17 protein-coding genes are annotated in these 15,676 nt (G+C 66.6%); 5 read left to right on the forward strand and 12 right to left on the reverse strand.

The window, feature by feature from the left end:
• The first annotated feature begins 174 nt into the window (after window positions 1–174).
• Window positions 175–804, forward strand: coding sequence for an exopolysaccharide biosynthesis protein (locus tag LV475_RS10840; RefSeq protein ID WP_136866191.1), 630 nt, complete (start codon window positions 175–177; stop codon window positions 802–804).
• On the opposite strand, the gene LV475_RS10845 is transcribed toward LV475_RS10840, so the two are convergent.
• From LV475_RS10845 to cysS, 7 genes are all read right to left on the reverse strand, one after another.
• Complete coding sequence (locus tag LV475_RS10845) at window positions 799–1,971, reverse strand: MFS transporter (RefSeq protein ID WP_250106306.1); 1,173 nt, start codon at window positions 1,969–1,971, stop codon at window positions 799–801. The genes LV475_RS10840 and LV475_RS10845 overlap by 6 nt on opposite strands.
• 142 nt (window positions 1,972–2,113) lie before the next feature.
• Window positions 2,114–2,314, reverse strand: coding sequence for a cold-shock protein (locus LV475_RS10850; protein ID WP_125198616.1), 201 nt, complete (start codon window positions 2,312–2,314; stop codon window positions 2,114–2,116).
• A 461-nt stretch (window positions 2,315–2,775) separates the two neighbouring features.
• Complete coding sequence (locus LV475_RS10855; RefSeq protein ID WP_136866193.1) at window positions 2,776–3,675, reverse strand: D-hexose-6-phosphate mutarotase; 900 nt, start codon at window positions 3,673–3,675, stop codon at window positions 2,776–2,778.
• Window positions 3,676–3,697: 22 nt separating this feature from the next.
• The gene (locus LV475_RS10860) at window positions 3,698–4,966 is read right to left on the reverse strand and encodes a sensor domain-containing diguanylate cyclase (protein ID WP_136866194.1); all 1,269 of its coding nucleotides are present in this window, start codon (window positions 4,964–4,966) and stop codon (window positions 3,698–3,700) included.
• A 147-nt stretch (window positions 4,967–5,113) separates the two neighbouring features.
• The gene (gene greB / locus LV475_RS10865) at window positions 5,114–5,593 is read right to left on the reverse strand and encodes a transcription elongation factor GreB (RefSeq protein ID WP_250106307.1); all 480 of its coding nucleotides are present in this window, start codon (window positions 5,591–5,593) and stop codon (window positions 5,114–5,116) included.
• Complete coding sequence (locus LV475_RS10870) at window positions 5,590–6,675, reverse strand: DHHA1 domain-containing protein (protein ID WP_136866196.1); 1,086 nt, start codon at window positions 6,673–6,675, stop codon at window positions 5,590–5,592. Before LV475_RS10870 ends, greB begins: the two co-directional genes overlap by 4 nt.
• 113 nt (window positions 6,676–6,788) lie before the next feature.
• Window positions 6,789–8,177, reverse strand: coding sequence for a cysteine--tRNA ligase (cysS, locus tag LV475_RS10875; protein WP_156573870.1), 1,389 nt, complete (start codon window positions 8,175–8,177; stop codon window positions 6,789–6,791).
• Between the two features lie 293 nt (window positions 8,178–8,470).
• Here cysS and LV475_RS10880 point away from each other — a divergent pair, with 293 nt between their 5' ends.
• Genes LV475_RS10880 through LV475_RS10895 form a run of 4 tightly spaced genes read left to right on the forward strand, consistent with a single transcriptional unit; the run spans window position 8,471 to window position 11,154 of the window.
• Window positions 8,471–8,983, forward strand: a complete 513-nt coding sequence (locus tag LV475_RS10880) for a peptidylprolyl isomerase (protein ID WP_136866198.1) — start codon at window positions 8,471–8,473, stop codon at window positions 8,981–8,983.
• Between the two features lie 38 nt (window positions 8,984–9,021).
• A complete protein-coding gene (locus tag LV475_RS10885) occupies window positions 9,022–9,780 on the forward strand; it encodes a UDP-2,3-diacylglucosamine diphosphatase (RefSeq protein WP_250106308.1) in 759 nt (252 codons plus the stop codon).
• Window positions 9,777–10,361: a CDP-diacylglycerol--glycerol-3-phosphate 3-phosphatidyltransferase gene (gene pgsA / locus LV475_RS10890; RefSeq protein WP_136866200.1), complete on the forward strand. Its 585-nt coding sequence runs from the start codon at window positions 9,777–9,779 to the stop codon at window positions 10,359–10,361. Before LV475_RS10885 ends, pgsA begins: the two co-directional genes overlap by 4 nt.
• A gap of 7 nt (window positions 10,362–10,368) precedes the next feature.
• The gene (locus LV475_RS10895; RefSeq protein WP_136866201.1) at window positions 10,369–11,154 is read left to right on the forward strand and encodes a lysophospholipid acyltransferase family protein; all 786 of its coding nucleotides are present in this window, start codon (window positions 10,369–10,371) and stop codon (window positions 11,152–11,154) included.
• Between the two features lie 55 nt (window positions 11,155–11,209).
• Here LV475_RS10895 and LV475_RS10900 read toward each other — a convergent pair whose 3' ends face one another.
• From LV475_RS10900 to LV475_RS10920, 5 genes are all read right to left on the reverse strand, one after another.
• Window positions 11,210–11,905 (reverse strand): hypothetical protein, encoded by a 696-nt coding sequence (locus LV475_RS10900; RefSeq protein WP_136866202.1) that lies wholly within the window; start codon window positions 11,903–11,905, stop codon window positions 11,210–11,212.
• Between the two features lie 86 nt (window positions 11,906–11,991).
• On the reverse strand, window positions 11,992–12,975 hold the full coding sequence (locus LV475_RS10905; protein ID WP_136866203.1) for an arsenic resistance protein: 984 nt from the start codon (window positions 12,973–12,975) through the stop codon (window positions 11,992–11,994).
• A gap of 1 nt (window position 12,976) precedes the next feature.
• Window positions 12,977–13,798, reverse strand: a complete 822-nt coding sequence (locus tag LV475_RS10910; RefSeq protein WP_136866204.1) for a metal ABC transporter permease — start codon at window positions 13,796–13,798, stop codon at window positions 12,977–12,979.
• A complete protein-coding gene (locus LV475_RS10915; RefSeq protein WP_136866205.1) occupies window positions 13,795–14,601 on the reverse strand; it encodes a metal ABC transporter ATP-binding protein in 807 nt (268 codons plus the stop codon). The genes LV475_RS10910 and LV475_RS10915 overlap by 4 nt, the downstream gene beginning before the upstream one ends.
• A 7-nt stretch (window positions 14,602–14,608) precedes the next feature.
• A complete protein-coding gene (locus LV475_RS10920) occupies window positions 14,609–15,604 on the reverse strand; it encodes a metal ABC transporter solute-binding protein, Zn/Mn family (protein WP_136866206.1) in 996 nt (331 codons plus the stop codon).
• Between the last annotated feature and the right edge of the window lie 72 nt (window positions 15,605–15,676).

A 15,676-nucleotide genomic window follows, 5' to 3' on the forward strand; every position in this document is an offset into this window, starting at 1 on the left:
CAAAACCCGGGGCAGGGCCCCGGGCGAAATCGTGGGCCAAGTTTACAACAAATGCCCGCCGGCGCCGCGCCGATCGTCGGCCCAGGGCGGCGCTCGATACGCATGATTTTGTCTTGCCGCCTTGGTGGTGATCCATGACCGGCAATGACAGACCTTTCGACCAAGGTGGCAAGCATGTCCGATTCGACACAGTCGCAACCCGACCCCACGGATGAGGTGGCAAGGGAACCTGACGGCCTGGTCTCCCTGCTGCAGCTGCTGGCCAATGTCCGCGAGGAGGGCGGCTCGGTGCGACTGGGCACGGTGCTTGACCTGGTCGGTCGGCGCTCGTTCGGGCCGATGCTGTTGCTGGCCGGCCTGATCACCGTCGCCCCGCTGATCGGCGACATCCCCGGGGTGCCGACGTTGATCGGCATGTTCGTGTTCCTGATCGCGCTGCAACTGATGCTGGGGCGGGAGCACTTCTGGCTGCCGGGGTTCCTGCTCGAGCGGGAGATCCGCCGGCGGACGCTGCACAAGGCCGTGGTCTGGATGATGCCCACCGCCCGGTTCATCGATCGATTCCTGCGCCCGCGCTTGACCTTCCTCGTCAACGGGGGCGCGAGCTACGGGGTGGCGCTGCTTGCCATGCTGGTCGCCCTGTTGATGCCGATGATGGAGTTCATCCCGTTCTCGGCCAATGCCGCGGGACTGACCCTCACCGTGTTCGGTCTTGCCCTGATCGCCCGCGACGGCCTGCTCGCCTTGATTGCCTTCGCCCTGACCGGGCTCAGCCTCGGGGTGATCGTGTGGGCCCTCTTATGAGTTGTCCGGAATTGGAGCGGACCGACGGGCGAGCAGCGGACGCATGGCCACGACGCCAAGTACCGCGCCGGGGAGCAGCAGCCAGCTCACCCCGGCCCCCATGTCCTGCCACAGGGCGGTGGTGAGCGGGATCGCCAGTGCACTTAGTCCAAAGCCAATACTGTTCATGATGGCCAGGGCGCTGGCCACGCCCTCGGGGGGCGCGTGCGCGCTGGCCAGGGCAGAGAACTGGGCGGAATCGGCAATGACCGCGATTCCCCAGATCAGCAACGCGGCAAGCGCCAGGCCCGCGGATACCCCGGTCAACCACGGGTAGACCAGGCAAAGGGCGCCCGAGACGCTCAGGGCGATCACGGCCACGCGGGCACTACCCAGGGTGCGGGAAAGCCGTCCGGCCAGCACGCAGCCGGCCGCGCCGAGTCCGATCACGGTGAAGGCGAGCAGGGCGACCACGGCGGAGGGTGCCTGCGGGTAGAGCGCGCCGACAAACAGGGGCACGAGCACCCAGAAGGCATAGAGCTCCCACATGTGGCCAAAGTAGCCCAGGGCCGCGGCCCGGAATCCGCGCCGGGCGAACGCACGGAACGCGCCTCCCCATTGCAGCGTCGCGGACCGGGCCAAGTGAGGGCCGTCACCGAGCCAGGCGATCAGCCCACCCCCGGTCACCGCCAACAGCGAGGCGAAGGTGACCGCCCAGGGCCAGGCCAGCCCCAGGCTCAGCCCCTCCAGCAGGTGGGGTGTGGCGGTGCCGAGGGTGAGCATGCCGACCAGCCAGGCCAGGGCCTCGCCGCGACGCTCCGGCGCCCAGCTCACCACCAGCTTCATGCCGACGGGGTAGATCCCCGCCAAGGCAAATCCGGTAAGGAAGCGGTAGATGGTGGCCGTTGCCATGTCCTGCGCCAGCCAGGCCAGCGCCAGGTTCGCCGTGGCCCCGGTCATCGCCGAGACCAGGAACACCCGGCTGGCCGCGAAACGATCGGCTACGCCCGACACGGCGAACAGCAGGGTCCCCACGATAAAGCCCAGCTGGACCGCCGCGGTGAGCGTGCCGATATCGGCCGGCAGCAGATCCCAGTCGCGCATCAGCGCATCGCCAACCCCGTTCGCGCTGAACCAGAGCGAGGTGCCGAATAGCTGGGCGAGGACGATGAGGGGAACGGGACGCATCAGCCGGGCATGATACCGACATCCGCGCCGGGATGACGCGAGGGCAGCTCAGGTGGCGGACATGGGTTTCGAAACAGATAGTCCAGGCAAGAAAAAACCCCGCACAAGGCGGGGTTTTTGCGTCGACCGGATTCGGCCAGAGTTAGATCTGGACGTTTACCGCGGCCGGGCCCTTCTGGCCTTGCTCGACCTCGAAGGTGACGGTCTGGCCTTCGGCCAGCGACTTGAAGCCGCCGCCCTGGATGGCGCTGTGATGGACGAATACGTCCTTGGAGCCGTCGCTCGGAGCGATGAAGCCAAAGCCTTTCTCGTCACTGAACCACTTAACGGTGCCTGTAGCCATGATGGATACCTCTGATGCTATGCATGTGCATATTTGGATTGAAAAACGAGGGGGTACTGAAGGACTGCAAAAGCGTCAGAGAACTGCAAATCGTAGCGGGGTAATACAAACTGGATAATTCAATCTGTGGTCCTGCGGGGTTCGAGCCTGGTGCAATTGAGGAGTCCTTAACCGATTCCTCTCGGGAAAGCGTTGTTTCGTTTTCCCGGAGCGCATTATCCGCCTTCGCCCTCTCAAACCCTAACTTTTTTTTCCAAGCCAATGATTTTTCGCCAACTCGGGCGGTGCGGCAATGCGGCACAACGCGATAATAGGTGCCTGTTGCACGAACTAGGGCGCTTTTGCCGTCGATTTCGGCGACGCAATGTCGCGAAACGTTTTGCCGCCCATCGCGGCTTCTGGCTCGACCGGACCGCAACACTTGCGGTTTTCGGCCGCAAAACGCCGGCCGACGAGCGGTCCTAGCCGTCGGTGACGGCCTTTTCCGTGGCGATTCCGGTGCCAACGTCGGTGGCAATGGTGGCAGACAGGACGTGCCGCTCGCCCGGGCCGAGGCGGTAGGCATTGTCCAGCGCGTTCGCGGTCTCCACGCACAGCATCGTTGACCAGGCGTCATCCGGGATGTCATCGAAACCGCGCACACCCTCCGGTCCGGGATTCCAGACAACGGTGGTGGCACTGCCGTCCTTGGCGATGCGCAGGCGACGCCCGGCATCGTGGATCACCGCCTCGCCTCGGTGGTCGAAGAACACCCGGTCGATCGGTGGCTGGACGATCACATCGGACGATTGTCGGCCACGGACACCCCCTTGCTGCTTGTCCCAGTAGCGCAAGCCCGCCAACCCGTCGATATGGACGCCGCGCGCATCGCGTACGCGGAAGTAGCTGTGCAGTGCCTCGGATACCTGCCATTCGGCATCGCCACGGTTCTCCGCGGCCAGTTCCAGGTGCAGGCGCTCGTCGAGGCGGACGGTCAGCGTCAGGCGAAACGGATGGGGCCACTGCGCTCGCGTGGTGTCGTCGTCCGTGAGGCTGAACACGGCAATGGCCTGGCGCTCGTCGTTGTCCATCCGCTCGATCTGCCAGGGCAGGTGTCGGGCGAAGCCATGGGCACCGCGGTCGGGGTCGCTGGGATGGGCGCCGAACCACGGCCAGCAGACCGGGATGCCGCCCCGGATCGGTCGACTGCCGTCCAGGCGGGAGGTGGGGCTCAACCAGAGCACGTCGGTGTCACTGGCATCCCGGTATTCGACGACGGTGGCGCCGAGGCGGGCGATGGTCGCCCGGCCGTGCGGGGTCGAGAGTTCGACGGTCTCGAGATCGCCCAGGCGGGCGAGGCGAGCGCTGGTCAGGTCGCGCATGATTGTGGCCCCCGAAGATCGGTCAGGAATCGGGTTGTTCCGGCCCGACCACCCGGTCGCGCCCGAGTCGCTTGGCCGTGTAGAGGCGCTGATCGACGCGGTGGACCGAGTCCTCCGGGGAGAGTTCGGCCGACAGGGCCGCCACGCCGAAGCTGGCCGTGACCCGCCCGACCTCGGGAAACTCGCTACTTCGGACCAGCTCGCGGAGCTTCTCGGCCAGCACCATCGCGGCGGCCTCGTCCGTGTCCGGCGTGATCAGCATGAACTCCTCGCCACCCCAGCGGGCGAAGCTGTCGGTGGTGCGGACGTGTTCGCCGACCAATCGGGCGAAGCGGGTGAGAACCGCGTCCCCGCACGGGTGACCGCAGTCGTCGTTGATCTGCTTGAAGTGATCGATGTCGATCATGATCAGGCTGGCCGGGTGGCCGTAGCGCTGGACCCGTTCGTGCTCGTGGTCGAGCAGCTTCTCGAAATGCATCCGGTTGATCAGGCCGGTGAGCATGTCGGTGGTGGCCAGGCGCTTGAGTTCGTTTTCCGTATGGACGCGGTCGGTGATGTCCTTGCCTACGGACACGTACCCGGTGAGCTCGCCGTGCTCGTCACGCACCGGCGTGATGGTCTCCTCCATGTGGATGAGCTGACCGTTCTTCCGCTTGTCGATGAACGTGTCGCGGAACACCTCGCCGCGTTGCAGCGTGTCCCAGAGGCGTTGGTAGAAACTGCGATCGTGCATGCCCGATTGGAGCACGCTGGGGTTCTTGCCGCGCACCTCGGCCCGGCTGTAGCCGGTGTGGTCTTCGAAGGCACGGTTGACGTCCAGGATGCGGTTTTCCCGGTCGGTGATCACCACGCTGTCACTGCTGGCGTCCAGGGCGTAGACCAGCATCTGCCGGCGCTCGTGCTCGCGCGTCTCCTCGGTGATGTCGCGCTGGACCGAGACGAAGTGGGTGATGTCGCCCGACTCGCCGCGCACCGGCGAGATGCTCCACTCGACGTCATAGGCCGAGCCGTCCTTGCGGTAGTTGACGGTCCGAGCCGAGAAACGCTCGCCGGCCGCCAGGGTTTCCCGCAGGCGATCGAGCATCTGGCGGTTAGTGCCTTCCCCCTGGAACAGTCGCGGCGAGTTGCCCAGCAGCTCGTCCAGCTCATAGCCGGTCATGGCCAGGAACGCCGGGTTCGCGTAGACGATTTCCGGACCGGGACGATCGAGTTCGGCCGTGGTGATCACCACGGCGTCGAAGGATTGGTCCACGGCGGCCTGGAGCAGCCTCAGGTACTCGAGATCGTGCATGGGGCCGTCAGCTCAGCGTGTGGATGGTCGGGGAAGGGCGGCAGACAGTGGCCCGGCGGCCGTTGGTCGGTCGCCGGTCTGCCCGTCCTAGCCTAGGGAATCCCGCCCCCGATTGCCATGACAGTACGGTGGCGAGAGAAGTGGCAATCACCCGTAGCGGATCTCGACGATTTCCCAGGCCAGATGGCCGCGGTCGTCGCCGGCCGGCAGCCGCACCACGTCACCGGGGCGCCGCCCGATCAGCTTGCGGGCCACCGGCGAGTCGATGCTGATCCAGCCCTGGCTCGGATCGATCTCGTCGGGCCCCACCAGTCGCAGGGTGCGTTCGAGTGCCTCGGGCTCGCATTCCATCTCGACGAAGGCCGCGAAATAGACCTTGTCGGTGTCATCCGGGGCGCGATCGACCACCTTGAGGTTCGGCAGGCGCTTTTGCAGGTAACGGATGCGTCGGTCGATCTCGCGCAGGCGCTTCTTGCCGTAGATGTATTCGGCGTTTTCCGATCGATCCCCCAGCGCGGCGGCCTCGGAGACCGCCTGAACCACCTCGCGGCGCTCGACGCGCCACAGCCGGTCCAGCTCGGCCTCCAGCGCCTTGAAGCCGGGCCGGGTGATGATCGGCGTGCTCATCGCTCGCCGCCGGCCGGGGTCTTCTCGAGGGTTTTCTGGATGGCGCTGACGGCGTGCGCGAGATCGCGCAGGCGGGTGTCCTTGAGCTCGCCGCCGGCCGCGCCCGGGTGGCCGCCGCCACCGAAGTAGCGCGCGGAGATCTCCCCGGCGTTGACGCCGGGGTTGGCGCGCAGCGAGAGCCGGCCGTTGCCGCGGATGCCCATCGCCATGTCGATCTGGCCGCGCACCTCCATCATGTCCATGATCACGCCGCGCCAGACATCGTGCGGCCAGTTGAAGAACACGCCCGTGCGCACGCCCTCGATCTCCAGCACCGGCACGAAATCCTCGTCCAGCACCGAGGCCGACAGCATGTGGAACTTGTCGTTGAGCGGCAGGTTTTCGTCGTTGAAGACGCGCTTTTCCACCCGACCCTTGAGGAAGGCCTTGCGCACCTCGAACAGCTGGCGCTCGAAGGCCTCCAGCGACTCGCCGGACTCGTGCGAACGGAAGAACGCCTCCATTACGTGGAAGCGGTAGGCGCGCTTGAGGTCCTTGAGCGGCGGGGCGAGGTGGTCGTCCTGCATGACCAGGCCGATCAGGTAGATCGCACGGCGGAAGTCGTCGTGATCGCGCAGCCAGCGATCGCCCACGTCGATGAACTCGGCGCGCTGGCGCATCAGCTCGCGCTTGCCCTCGTCGAACTGGTCGGCGACGGCGTCGAAGGCCAGCAGGCTCGCGCAGCGCTCGGTGTCCAGGTAGTACCAGTCAAACGCCTCGGCGCAATCGGCGCCGGTGGCGTGATGATCGAGCAGCTGCAGCTCGATCGGCACCTTGCACTTGGTCACCCGCTTGTCCAGGGCGCGCGCCTGGTCGAGTGTGAGGTTGAGGTCGGTGATCAGCAGGCCCGCCGGCTCGCCACCCTTGACGATGCGCCCGATGATCTCGTCGATCGCGTTGTTGATGTCGCGGTAATCGGCGTTGAAGAAATGGCAGCGCTGGTCGGTCTGGTCGACCATGTACTGCGCGCCGTAGCCGTCGAGATCGGTATGCGACAGGTGATACAGCCAGCCTTCGGGGCGGATGATGTTCGGAGTGCTCATGGATGCTCGCTGACAGCGACCGGCAAGGTGTCGGTCGTGAATGAAAGGGTGGTTGCAGGATGTTGACTGACCGGGAAAACTCAAGGGTTTCCCGGTGGTCGCTGGAGGGGGCGTTACTGCCGGCGCCAGGTGGTGCCCTGCGCCCCATCCTCGAGGGTAATGCCGTTGTCCAGCAACAGGTCACGGATGCGATCGGACTCCTCGAAGTTCCGGGCCGCGCGGGCCTCGGCACGCTGGGCGATCAGCTGGTTGATCTCGGCGTCGTCGAAGGTGTCCTCGCGATCGCCCTCGGCGCTCCAGTGCAGGAAGGCGTCGGGATCGAGCTGGCCGAGGTTGAGGATCGCGCCCATCGCGTTGATGCTCGCCGCGTGCGGGGCGGCCGCTTCCTTGTCCTGCTCGCCGATCTTGTGCACCAGGCTCAGTTGTTCGTGGATCAGGGCGATCGCCTTGGGCGTGTTGAAGTCGTCGTCCATTGCCTCGTGGAAGGCGTCCATCACCTCGGGGATCGGCTCGGCGTTCGCCGGCACCTTCTTCAGGGCGCTGTACCAGCGTGACAGGCTCGCCTGGGCGGCATCGAGGTTCTGGTCGGAATAGTTGAGCGGGCTGCGGTAGTGGCTGGAGAGGATGAACAGGCGGACCACCTCGGGATGGTAGCGTTGGGTCACCTCCTCGATGGTGAAGAAATTGCCCAGCGACTTGGACATCTTCTCGTCGTCGACCCGGACGAAGCCGTTGTGCATCCAGTAGTTGACGAAATGGCAGCCCGTGGCGCACTCGCTCTGGGCAATCTCGTTCTCGTGGTGCGGGAACATCAGGTCGTGCCCGCCCCCGTGGATGTCGAAGGTGGTGCCGAGCGCGTCGGTCGACATGGCCGAGCATTCGATGTGCCAGCCGGGCCGCCCCGGACCGAAGGGGGCCTCCCACTGCGGCTCGCCCGGCTTGGCGTGCTTCCAGAGCACGAAGTCGAGCGGGTCGTCCTTGGCCTCATCGACTGCCACGCGCGCGCCGGCACGCAGGTCGTCCGGGTCGCGGCCGGAGAGCGAGCCGTAGCGCTCAAAGGTCGAAACGTCAAAGTAGACGTCGCCGTTGTCGGCGCGGTAGGCATTGCCGCGCTCGATCAGCGTCTCGATCATCGCGATCATCTCGTCGACGTTCTCGGTGGCGCGCGGCTGCGAGGTCGGTGGCAGGCAGCCCAGCGCCTCGGCGTCCCGGCGCATCAGCTTGATGAAGCGGTCGGTGAGCGACTCGATGCTTTCGGCGTTTTCGGCGGCCCGCGCGATGATCTTGTCGTCGATGTCGGTGATGTTGCGGACGTAGTTGACGTCGAAGCCGCGCTCCTTGAGGTAGCGCACCACCATGTCGAAGACCACCAGCACCCGGGCGTGCCCGATGTGACAGCGGTCGTAGACCGTCATCCCGCAGACGTAGATGCCGACGTGACCGGGTCGGATCGGGGTGAACTCGCGCTTGGCGCGGGCGGCGCTGTCATAGATTGTGAGCATGTTGGCTACGATTCCGGGTCGAAGGTCGGGAAGGAAACTCTGCACGAATGCCAAGCCCCGCAGGGCGCGTCTTGAGCCGGGCATCTGCTGCGTTGTCGTCCGAGGATGCGGGAATCACCCTTCCGCGGCGGACGAGCGCCTTGCATCTGCCCGGCTCGGGACGCGCAGAGCGGTATGGCATTCGTGCTGAGTTTCCTTAAACTGTTTCGCATTCTGGCAAAGGCGCGGGCCGAGGGCATCACGCCATCGAGCAAACGCGTAGTTTAACGGTCCCTACTGACGAGATAAAACGCATGAGTGACATCAAGAGCAAGATCCGCTTCTCCACCCGCCTGGGCGACATCGAAATCGGCCTCTACGACGACAAGGCCCCCAAGACCGTGGAGAACATCCTTGCCTATGTCGATTCCGGGCACTTCGCCGGCACGACCTTCCACCGCGTGATCCCGGGCTTCGTCGTCCAGGGCGGCGGCCTGACCCCGGAGATGGAGCAGAAGGCCACCCGCGCGCCGATCGAGAACGAGGCCAATAACGGGCTGAAGAACAAGCGCGGCACGCTGTCGATGGCCCGCACCCCGGACCCGCATTCGGCGACCAGCCAGTTCTTCATCAACCTGGCCGACAACGCCTTCCTCGACTTCTCTTCGGAGACCCCGCAGGGTTGGGGCTACGCGGTGTTCGGCGAGGTGATCAACGGCATGGACGTGGTCGACAAGATGGCCACCCTGCAGACCGGGTCGCGTTACGGCCACCAGGACGTGCCGGTTGACGACGTGCTGATCGACAAGGCCGAGCGCATCGACTGAATCGCACGGAAATCACGGGCAAGGAGAAGAGCCGGTCCATGGCCGAAACCCTGATCATCGCCGACCTCCATCTCGCGCGAGCCGAGCCCCGCACGCTCGCGTTGCTGGACGTCTTTCTCGAGCGCGCCCGCGATGCCGAGGCGGTCTACATTCTCGGCGACCTGTTCGACTACTGGATCGGTGACGACCAGCCGATCGATCCGGCGATCGCCGAGCGACTCGAACGCTTCGCCGACCTGTCTGCGAGCGTGACGTTTCAGCCGGGCAACCGGGACTTTCTGGTCGGCAACGACCTGCTCAAACGCCTGGGTGCCAAACAGCTGCCCGACCAGACCGTGCTCGAGCACGCCGGGCGCCGCTGGCTACTCACCCACGGCGACGAGCTCTGCATCGACGATGCCGCCTACCAGGCGATGCGGGCGCAACTGCGCGATCCGGCCTTCGTGCGCGATTTCCTCGCCCGGTCGCTTGCCGAGCGCATCGCGATCGCCGAGGACCTGCGCAAGCAGAGCAGGACGGCCTCCTCGAGCAAGCCCGAGGACATCATGGACGTCAACGCCGCGGCGGTCGACGAGATCCTCGAACGCACCGGCTGCGACGGCCTGATCCACGGGCACACCCATCGTCCGGCCATCCATCGACTCGAGGACGGTCGCCCGCGGGTGGTGACCGGAGACTGGGGCGAAAGCGGTTGGCTGGTCGCCCTCGATGACGATCGCGTGACCCTGGAGCGATTCACGCCCGAGGAACGCGAGATCGTCGCCGCCTGGCCGACCCGTGGGGAGGTGGGCGCATGAACCTGCCGATGACGCTGACCTGGTTGCGGATCGCGGCGATCCCGCTGCTCGTGGTCGTGTTCCTGTTCACGCCGGTGGAGTTCGCCCGTCCCGCCGCCGCCTGGATTTTCGGTCTGGCCTCGCTGACGGATTTCCTCGACGGGTATCTCGCCCGCCGCTGGAACCAGCAGTCGGCCTTCGGTGCCTTCCTCGACCCGGTGGCGGACAAGCTCATCGTCGCCGTGGCGCTGGTGTTGCTGGTCTTTACCGACGGCGATCTCCCCATCGTGATCGCCACGGCGGTGATCATCGGTCGGGAGGTGTTCGTCTCGGCCCTGCGCGAATGGATGGCCGGGCGCGGCATCAGCGCGGCGGTAAAGGTCTCCTCGCTGGGCAAGCTCAAGACCACGGCGCAGATGTTCGCCATTCTGTTCCTGCTTTACCACTTCCCCCTGTTCGGACTGATCGACGTCCACGTGATCGGCTACTGGCTCCTGATGGTTGCCGCGCTGCTGACCTTCGTCTCCGGCGCCCAGTACGCCCGCGCCGCGGTGGTCGCCGTCAAGCAGGCCGAGGCGGAATCCCAAGCGCGGGACACCTGACGTCGACATGGCGGCCATCTGGCGTGCCCTGTCGCGCGGCCTGCGGTTGCTGGCCTACCTGGTGGCCGGTCTCTGGCACGCTCGGCGACTGGCCGGCCTCGACGAGGCGGCTCGGTCGGAGCAGGTCCGGGCCTGGCTGGACGGTGCGGCCCGGGTGCTCGGCGTACGCGTTCGCGTCGAGGGCCGTGAGCGGTTGTCCGATCTGCCGTCTGGCAGCCTCTGGCTGCCCAATCACGTCAGCTGGCTGGACATCCCGTTGCTGGGCGGTCTGCAAGGGGGAACCGTGTTTCTGGCCAAGAGCGAGATCCGCCACTGGCCGGTGATCGGTCGGCTGGCGCGACTGGCGGGGACGGAATTCATCGAGCGCGGTCGCGGTAGCGAGGCCGCGGGCGAGGCGGTGGAGCGGGGGCTTCGGCACGGCCGCCAGATGGTGGTTTTCGCCGAAGGCACCACCACGAACGGTCACACGGTCCGTCGGTTCCACGCCCGCCTGCTCGGCGCGGCGGTGCGCCTGGAACGCCCGGTGGTACCGATTGCGCTGCGTTACTTCGATGTCGCCGGCAACCGCAGCACGGCCCCGGCGTTCATCGACAACGAAAGCCTGTGGCCCTCGTTGTGGCGGGTGCTCTCCGGCAAGGGGCTCGAGGCGCGGATCGACGTGCTCGAGCCCATCGTCCCGCGCCCCGACGAGACACGCAGCGAGCTTGCCCGCCGGGCTCACCGCGCCGTGTCCGCCCACGTGACCCATCGCGAGGATCAGAGTGCGACGCCGGGGTCGTCGACTGACGGCTGACCCCCGCTGGTACGCCTCGACTATCTGACTTTCGACTGAGGCAGTCCTGCCTCGCTCAGTTTCCCATCACCCCGCGCATCAGCTGCTGCAGATCGACCGGCTTGCTCGGCATGACGAAGCGGCCGTCGGGTTGCGGGTCGTCCGAGATCGACTCGAGTCGAAAATCGTCGCCGAAACGCAGCACGGCCAGTCCCCGTCGCTCGAGCTCGCGCTCGGCGGTCTCGTGACCGCTCACGCCGGTGCCTCGGGCGATTGCCCGCGTCATGCCGCCAAGCAGGGCGTCCTGCATCTCCATGACCAGGGGATCATCGGTCAGCACCGCCTCGTCGATGCGCGCACGTCCTTCGCTGTCCACCCAGCTCACCCGGTAACGCTCGCCGGCCACTCCGGCGACGGTTTCCGGCTGGCCGGTGGGCTCCAGCGCGGTGATCTGGGTGGGCACCACGGCATCCGGCCCCAGGCGGGCCAGGGCGTTGTGCTGGCCCAGGAGGGCGGCCAACTGGTCGAGGTCCATCGCGACCGGGTGGCCCGCCACCTTCGCCACCCCGTAGGCCTTGCCGTCAACGGCGATCACGTGGGCGGTTTCGTTCGGGGTGTCCAGTCGACTGCGCTCCGGGGCCTGCCAGCTGAACGTCAGCGACGGCATGGACGCATCGGCGGTCTGAAACACGGCTCTGCCATCGGCCATGACGGTCGTGTGGATACCGGCACCGAGGCCGACGACAAGCAGCGAGTGGATCAATCGTTTCAAGCGCGGCTCCCTTCAATTGGCGGATCGAGAGGATTCGACCGTGGCGGCGCCCGGTAATTCCGCGCGGACCGTCGAGAGGGCGACTCTCAGCGAATGACCCTTGGGATGACCCGGGTGTAGGCGATCAGCCCGACCAGTTCGATCAGCGACTGCAGGATGATCACGGTCACGGCGGGTTGCAGTAATCCCGGCAAGGCGAGGGCGATCGGCAGGACCATGAAGGAGTTTCGACTGCCGGCGCTAAAGGCGACGGTGCGCCGGGCGTGAACCGGCAGGTTGGCCAACCGTCCTGTCATCTCGGCGATCCAGGGCACGCTCAGGACATAGAGCAAGAAGACCACCGCGACCGGCCAGAGCGTGGCCAGATCGCCGGTTACCTGCGGGGCGTGACCGACCATGATCACGAGGAGCACCACGGCCAGCAGCGGCACCGGCAGCCAGGCGAGCCGCTCGGTCCAGCGCGGCCCGGTCGGGCGGCGTCGTTCGCCAATGTCGGTAAGCCAGGCCGCCAGCAGGGGAAGGAGGATGATCAAGACGAACGCGCCGACCATGCTGTCGATGGGCAGGTCCGCCCGGATGTCGCTTGCCGTAAACGCCCACAGGTAGACGGGCAGAAGCAGGATCTGGGCGAGCAGCAGCAATGGGGTGGCGGCGATCGCGCGCGGCACGTCGGCCCGACCCAGTTGCGAGAAGCTGATGAACCAGTCGGTGCAGGGCACCAGCAGGACCAGGAACACGCCGAGGGCGAGCACGGGGTCATCAACGAACACCCGTGTCAGGCCCCAGACGAGCAACGGCACCAGCAGGAAGTTGACCGCCAGCATCACGGTCAGAAAGCGGCGATCGCCGAATGCCTGGCCGATGGCCCCCAGGTGGGTCTGGGTAAAGGTGACGTAGAGCAAGACGGCCAACAGCGGCCAGATAAGCCAGTCGAGCCAGTCGAGCCAGTCGCCGGTGGGTGGGGTTGTCAGGCCGATGACCAGCCCCGCAGTCACGGCGACCAGGTAGACAACGACCTGGTATTTCTCGAGGACCAGTCGCGTATCGCGCCGTTCGGTTACCGCGGCCATCCTATCGTCGCGCGATGCCGATCAGCCGCTCGCCGCCGACCACCACCAGGTAGATCGCGCAGGCGGTGGCAATGATGGCGGGTCCCGAGCCGATGTCGAACCAGTAACTCGCGTACAGGCCGGCGAGGCAGAACAGCAGGCTGAATGCCCCGGAGAGCAGCATCATCCCGCCAAGGGTGCGCGTATAGCGCTGGGCAAGGTAGGGAGGCAGGGTCAGCAGTGCGATTACCAGCAACAGGCCGACGACCTGGATCATCATCACGACGGTCTCGGCGACCAGCAGCAGCAACATGAAGTACAGGCCGGTCACCGGGATGCCCCGGGTGCGTGCGTAGACCGGGTCGAAGGAGAACGACAGCAGGTCGCGGTAGTAATAGAGCGCCAGGGAGACGATCACCGCATCGATGCCCGCCATGAGCCACAGATCGACCGTCGCAACGGTAAGGATCGAGCCGAACAGATAGGTCATCAGGCCGGCCTGGTAGCCGGGCGTGAGCTCGACCAGGATCAGGCCCAGGGCCATGCCCGCCGCCCAGATCACGCCGATCAGGGTATCGGTCCGTTCGCGTTTTCGGCGCGTCAGCGCACCCAACAGCAGGGCGGCGCCCGCCGTGAACACCCCCGTGACCGGCAGCACCGGCAGCCCGAGGTAAATGGCGGTCCCCACGCCGCCGTAGGCCGTGTGGGCAATCCCGCCGGTCATGAACACCAGCCGGTTGACCACCACCAGCGCACCGACGATGCCGGCGGCAATGCTGATCAGCACCGCGGCGATCAACGCGTGCTGAACGAATCCCTGGCCGAGCAGCTCGAGCAGGCTCATCGTGCCTCACCTCCCGGGTGGCTCGATGACGCCGACGGCGCCAGGTGGGCGTTGAGCGCCGAGTGACCCATCGGGCAGTCCGCGCCATGCTGGCCGTACATCAGGCCCAGCATTTCCTCGGTGATCGCCGGCCCATCGCCGCTGACCAACCAGCGGTTCACCGCCAGCACCTGCGAGACGGCCTGCCGGGTGATGCCGAGATCGTGGCTGACCATCACCCGCGTGAGCGTGCCGCCCAGCCCGTCGAGGGTCTCGTGGATGCAGGCGCGGCCATACGGGTCGATATTGGAAAACGGCTCGTCGAGCAGCAGCAGCTCGGGCTCCGTGATCAGGGCGCGAGCGATCAGTACGCGCTGTCGCTGCCCGCCGGAAAGCGCCCCGAACGGGCGCTGGGCCAGTTCAGGAATGCCGGTGCGCTCCAGCGCCAACTGGGCGCGCGCCCGCTCGTCGGCATGGAAGCCGGGACCGTGACGGCGCCCGTGCGGCAATCCCATCAGGACTACCTGCTCGACGGTGGCCGGAAACCCCGGGGCGAGATTGCCGTGTTGCGGGACGTAGCCGATGCGCTCCGGGTGCCGGCCCGGCTTGTCGCCGAAGACGCGCACCGTGCCGGCATCGGGGCGATACAGGCCCAGGATCAGGTGGAGTAGGGTGGTCTTGCCGCCCCCGTTCGGGCCGACGATCACGGCAAAGGCCCCGCGCGGGATGACGAGATCGATACGCTCGAGAATGGGTTCGCGGTCGAACCCGAAGCTCACCCCGTCGAGGACGATCGCTGGCTGGTCGGTCTCGGGAGTCGACATGCGGGTCTCAGTGCTCGTGGCCGTTATGGCCGGTGACGTCGGACGCGGTGTCCCCGTGGAGCGCCTCGGCCAGGGTCGTGGCGATGGCCCGCATACCCGCCGGCCAGTCGCGCGCCAGCGGGTCGAGCGTGAGCACCTCGCCACCGATCTCGCGGGCGATGGTGCGCGCGGCGCCCTGGGCGAACTGGGGCTCGATGAAGATCACCCGGATACCGAGCTCTCGGGCCCGTTCGATGATACCGGCCAGTTCACGCGGTCCGGGCTCCTTGCCCTCGACCTCGATGGGCATTTGCTCCAGGCCGTAACTGGCGCCGAAGTAGCCGAAGGCTGGATGGAAAACCAGGAAGCGGCGCGCGCCAGGATCGATGTCGGTCAGGGCATCCAGAATGGCCCCGTCGATGTCGTTGATTTCCTCGGCGAGTTGGCGAAAGCCGCGATGAAATGCCGCAGCCTGTTGCGGGTTGGCCTCAATGAGCGCGTCGCGGATGGTTTCGGCCTGCAGGCGGACCAGCGGCGGTGACAGCCAGACGTGCGGGTCGCGGGCGGACGCCTCGGGGGCGTCATCGTGGTCGGGTTCTGCGTGGTCGTCACCGTGGTCATGGCCGGCGTGGGGCGTCATGGCCCGGCGTTGAATGCGGGCCGTGGTGTCGATTACGGCCATGTCGGGGTTGCTGGCGCGAAAGCGGGGCAACCAGCCTTTCTCGAAGGGCACGCCGACGGAGAAATACAGCTCGGCCTTGGACAGCGCGGCCATCTGCCGTGGCGTGGGCTCGTAGGTGACCGGTTCGGCGTTTGCCGGCACCATCACCTGCACCTCGACGTGATCTCCGCCGATTGCCTCGACCAGGTAGGCCTGCGGCGGGATCGAGACGGCAACTGGCAGGGTGGCGGCCTGAACCGGTGACGCCAGGAGCGCAGCGGCGAGGATCGCCCCGGTTGCAGCGAATCCCGGGCGGCCAAGGCGGCAGGTGATCGACCAGAGGCTGAAGCGGTGGCGGTTCATGGGCGGCTCTCTCGGGGTCTCGTCGTCGCGTCGGGGCATCACCACAGGGGATGACAAAACGTTATTGTATAA

The organism is Guyparkeria hydrothermalis (assembly GCF_023555375.1).
Lineage (GTDB): Bacteria > Pseudomonadota > Gammaproteobacteria > Halothiobacillales > Halothiobacillaceae > Guyparkeria > Guyparkeria hydrothermalis.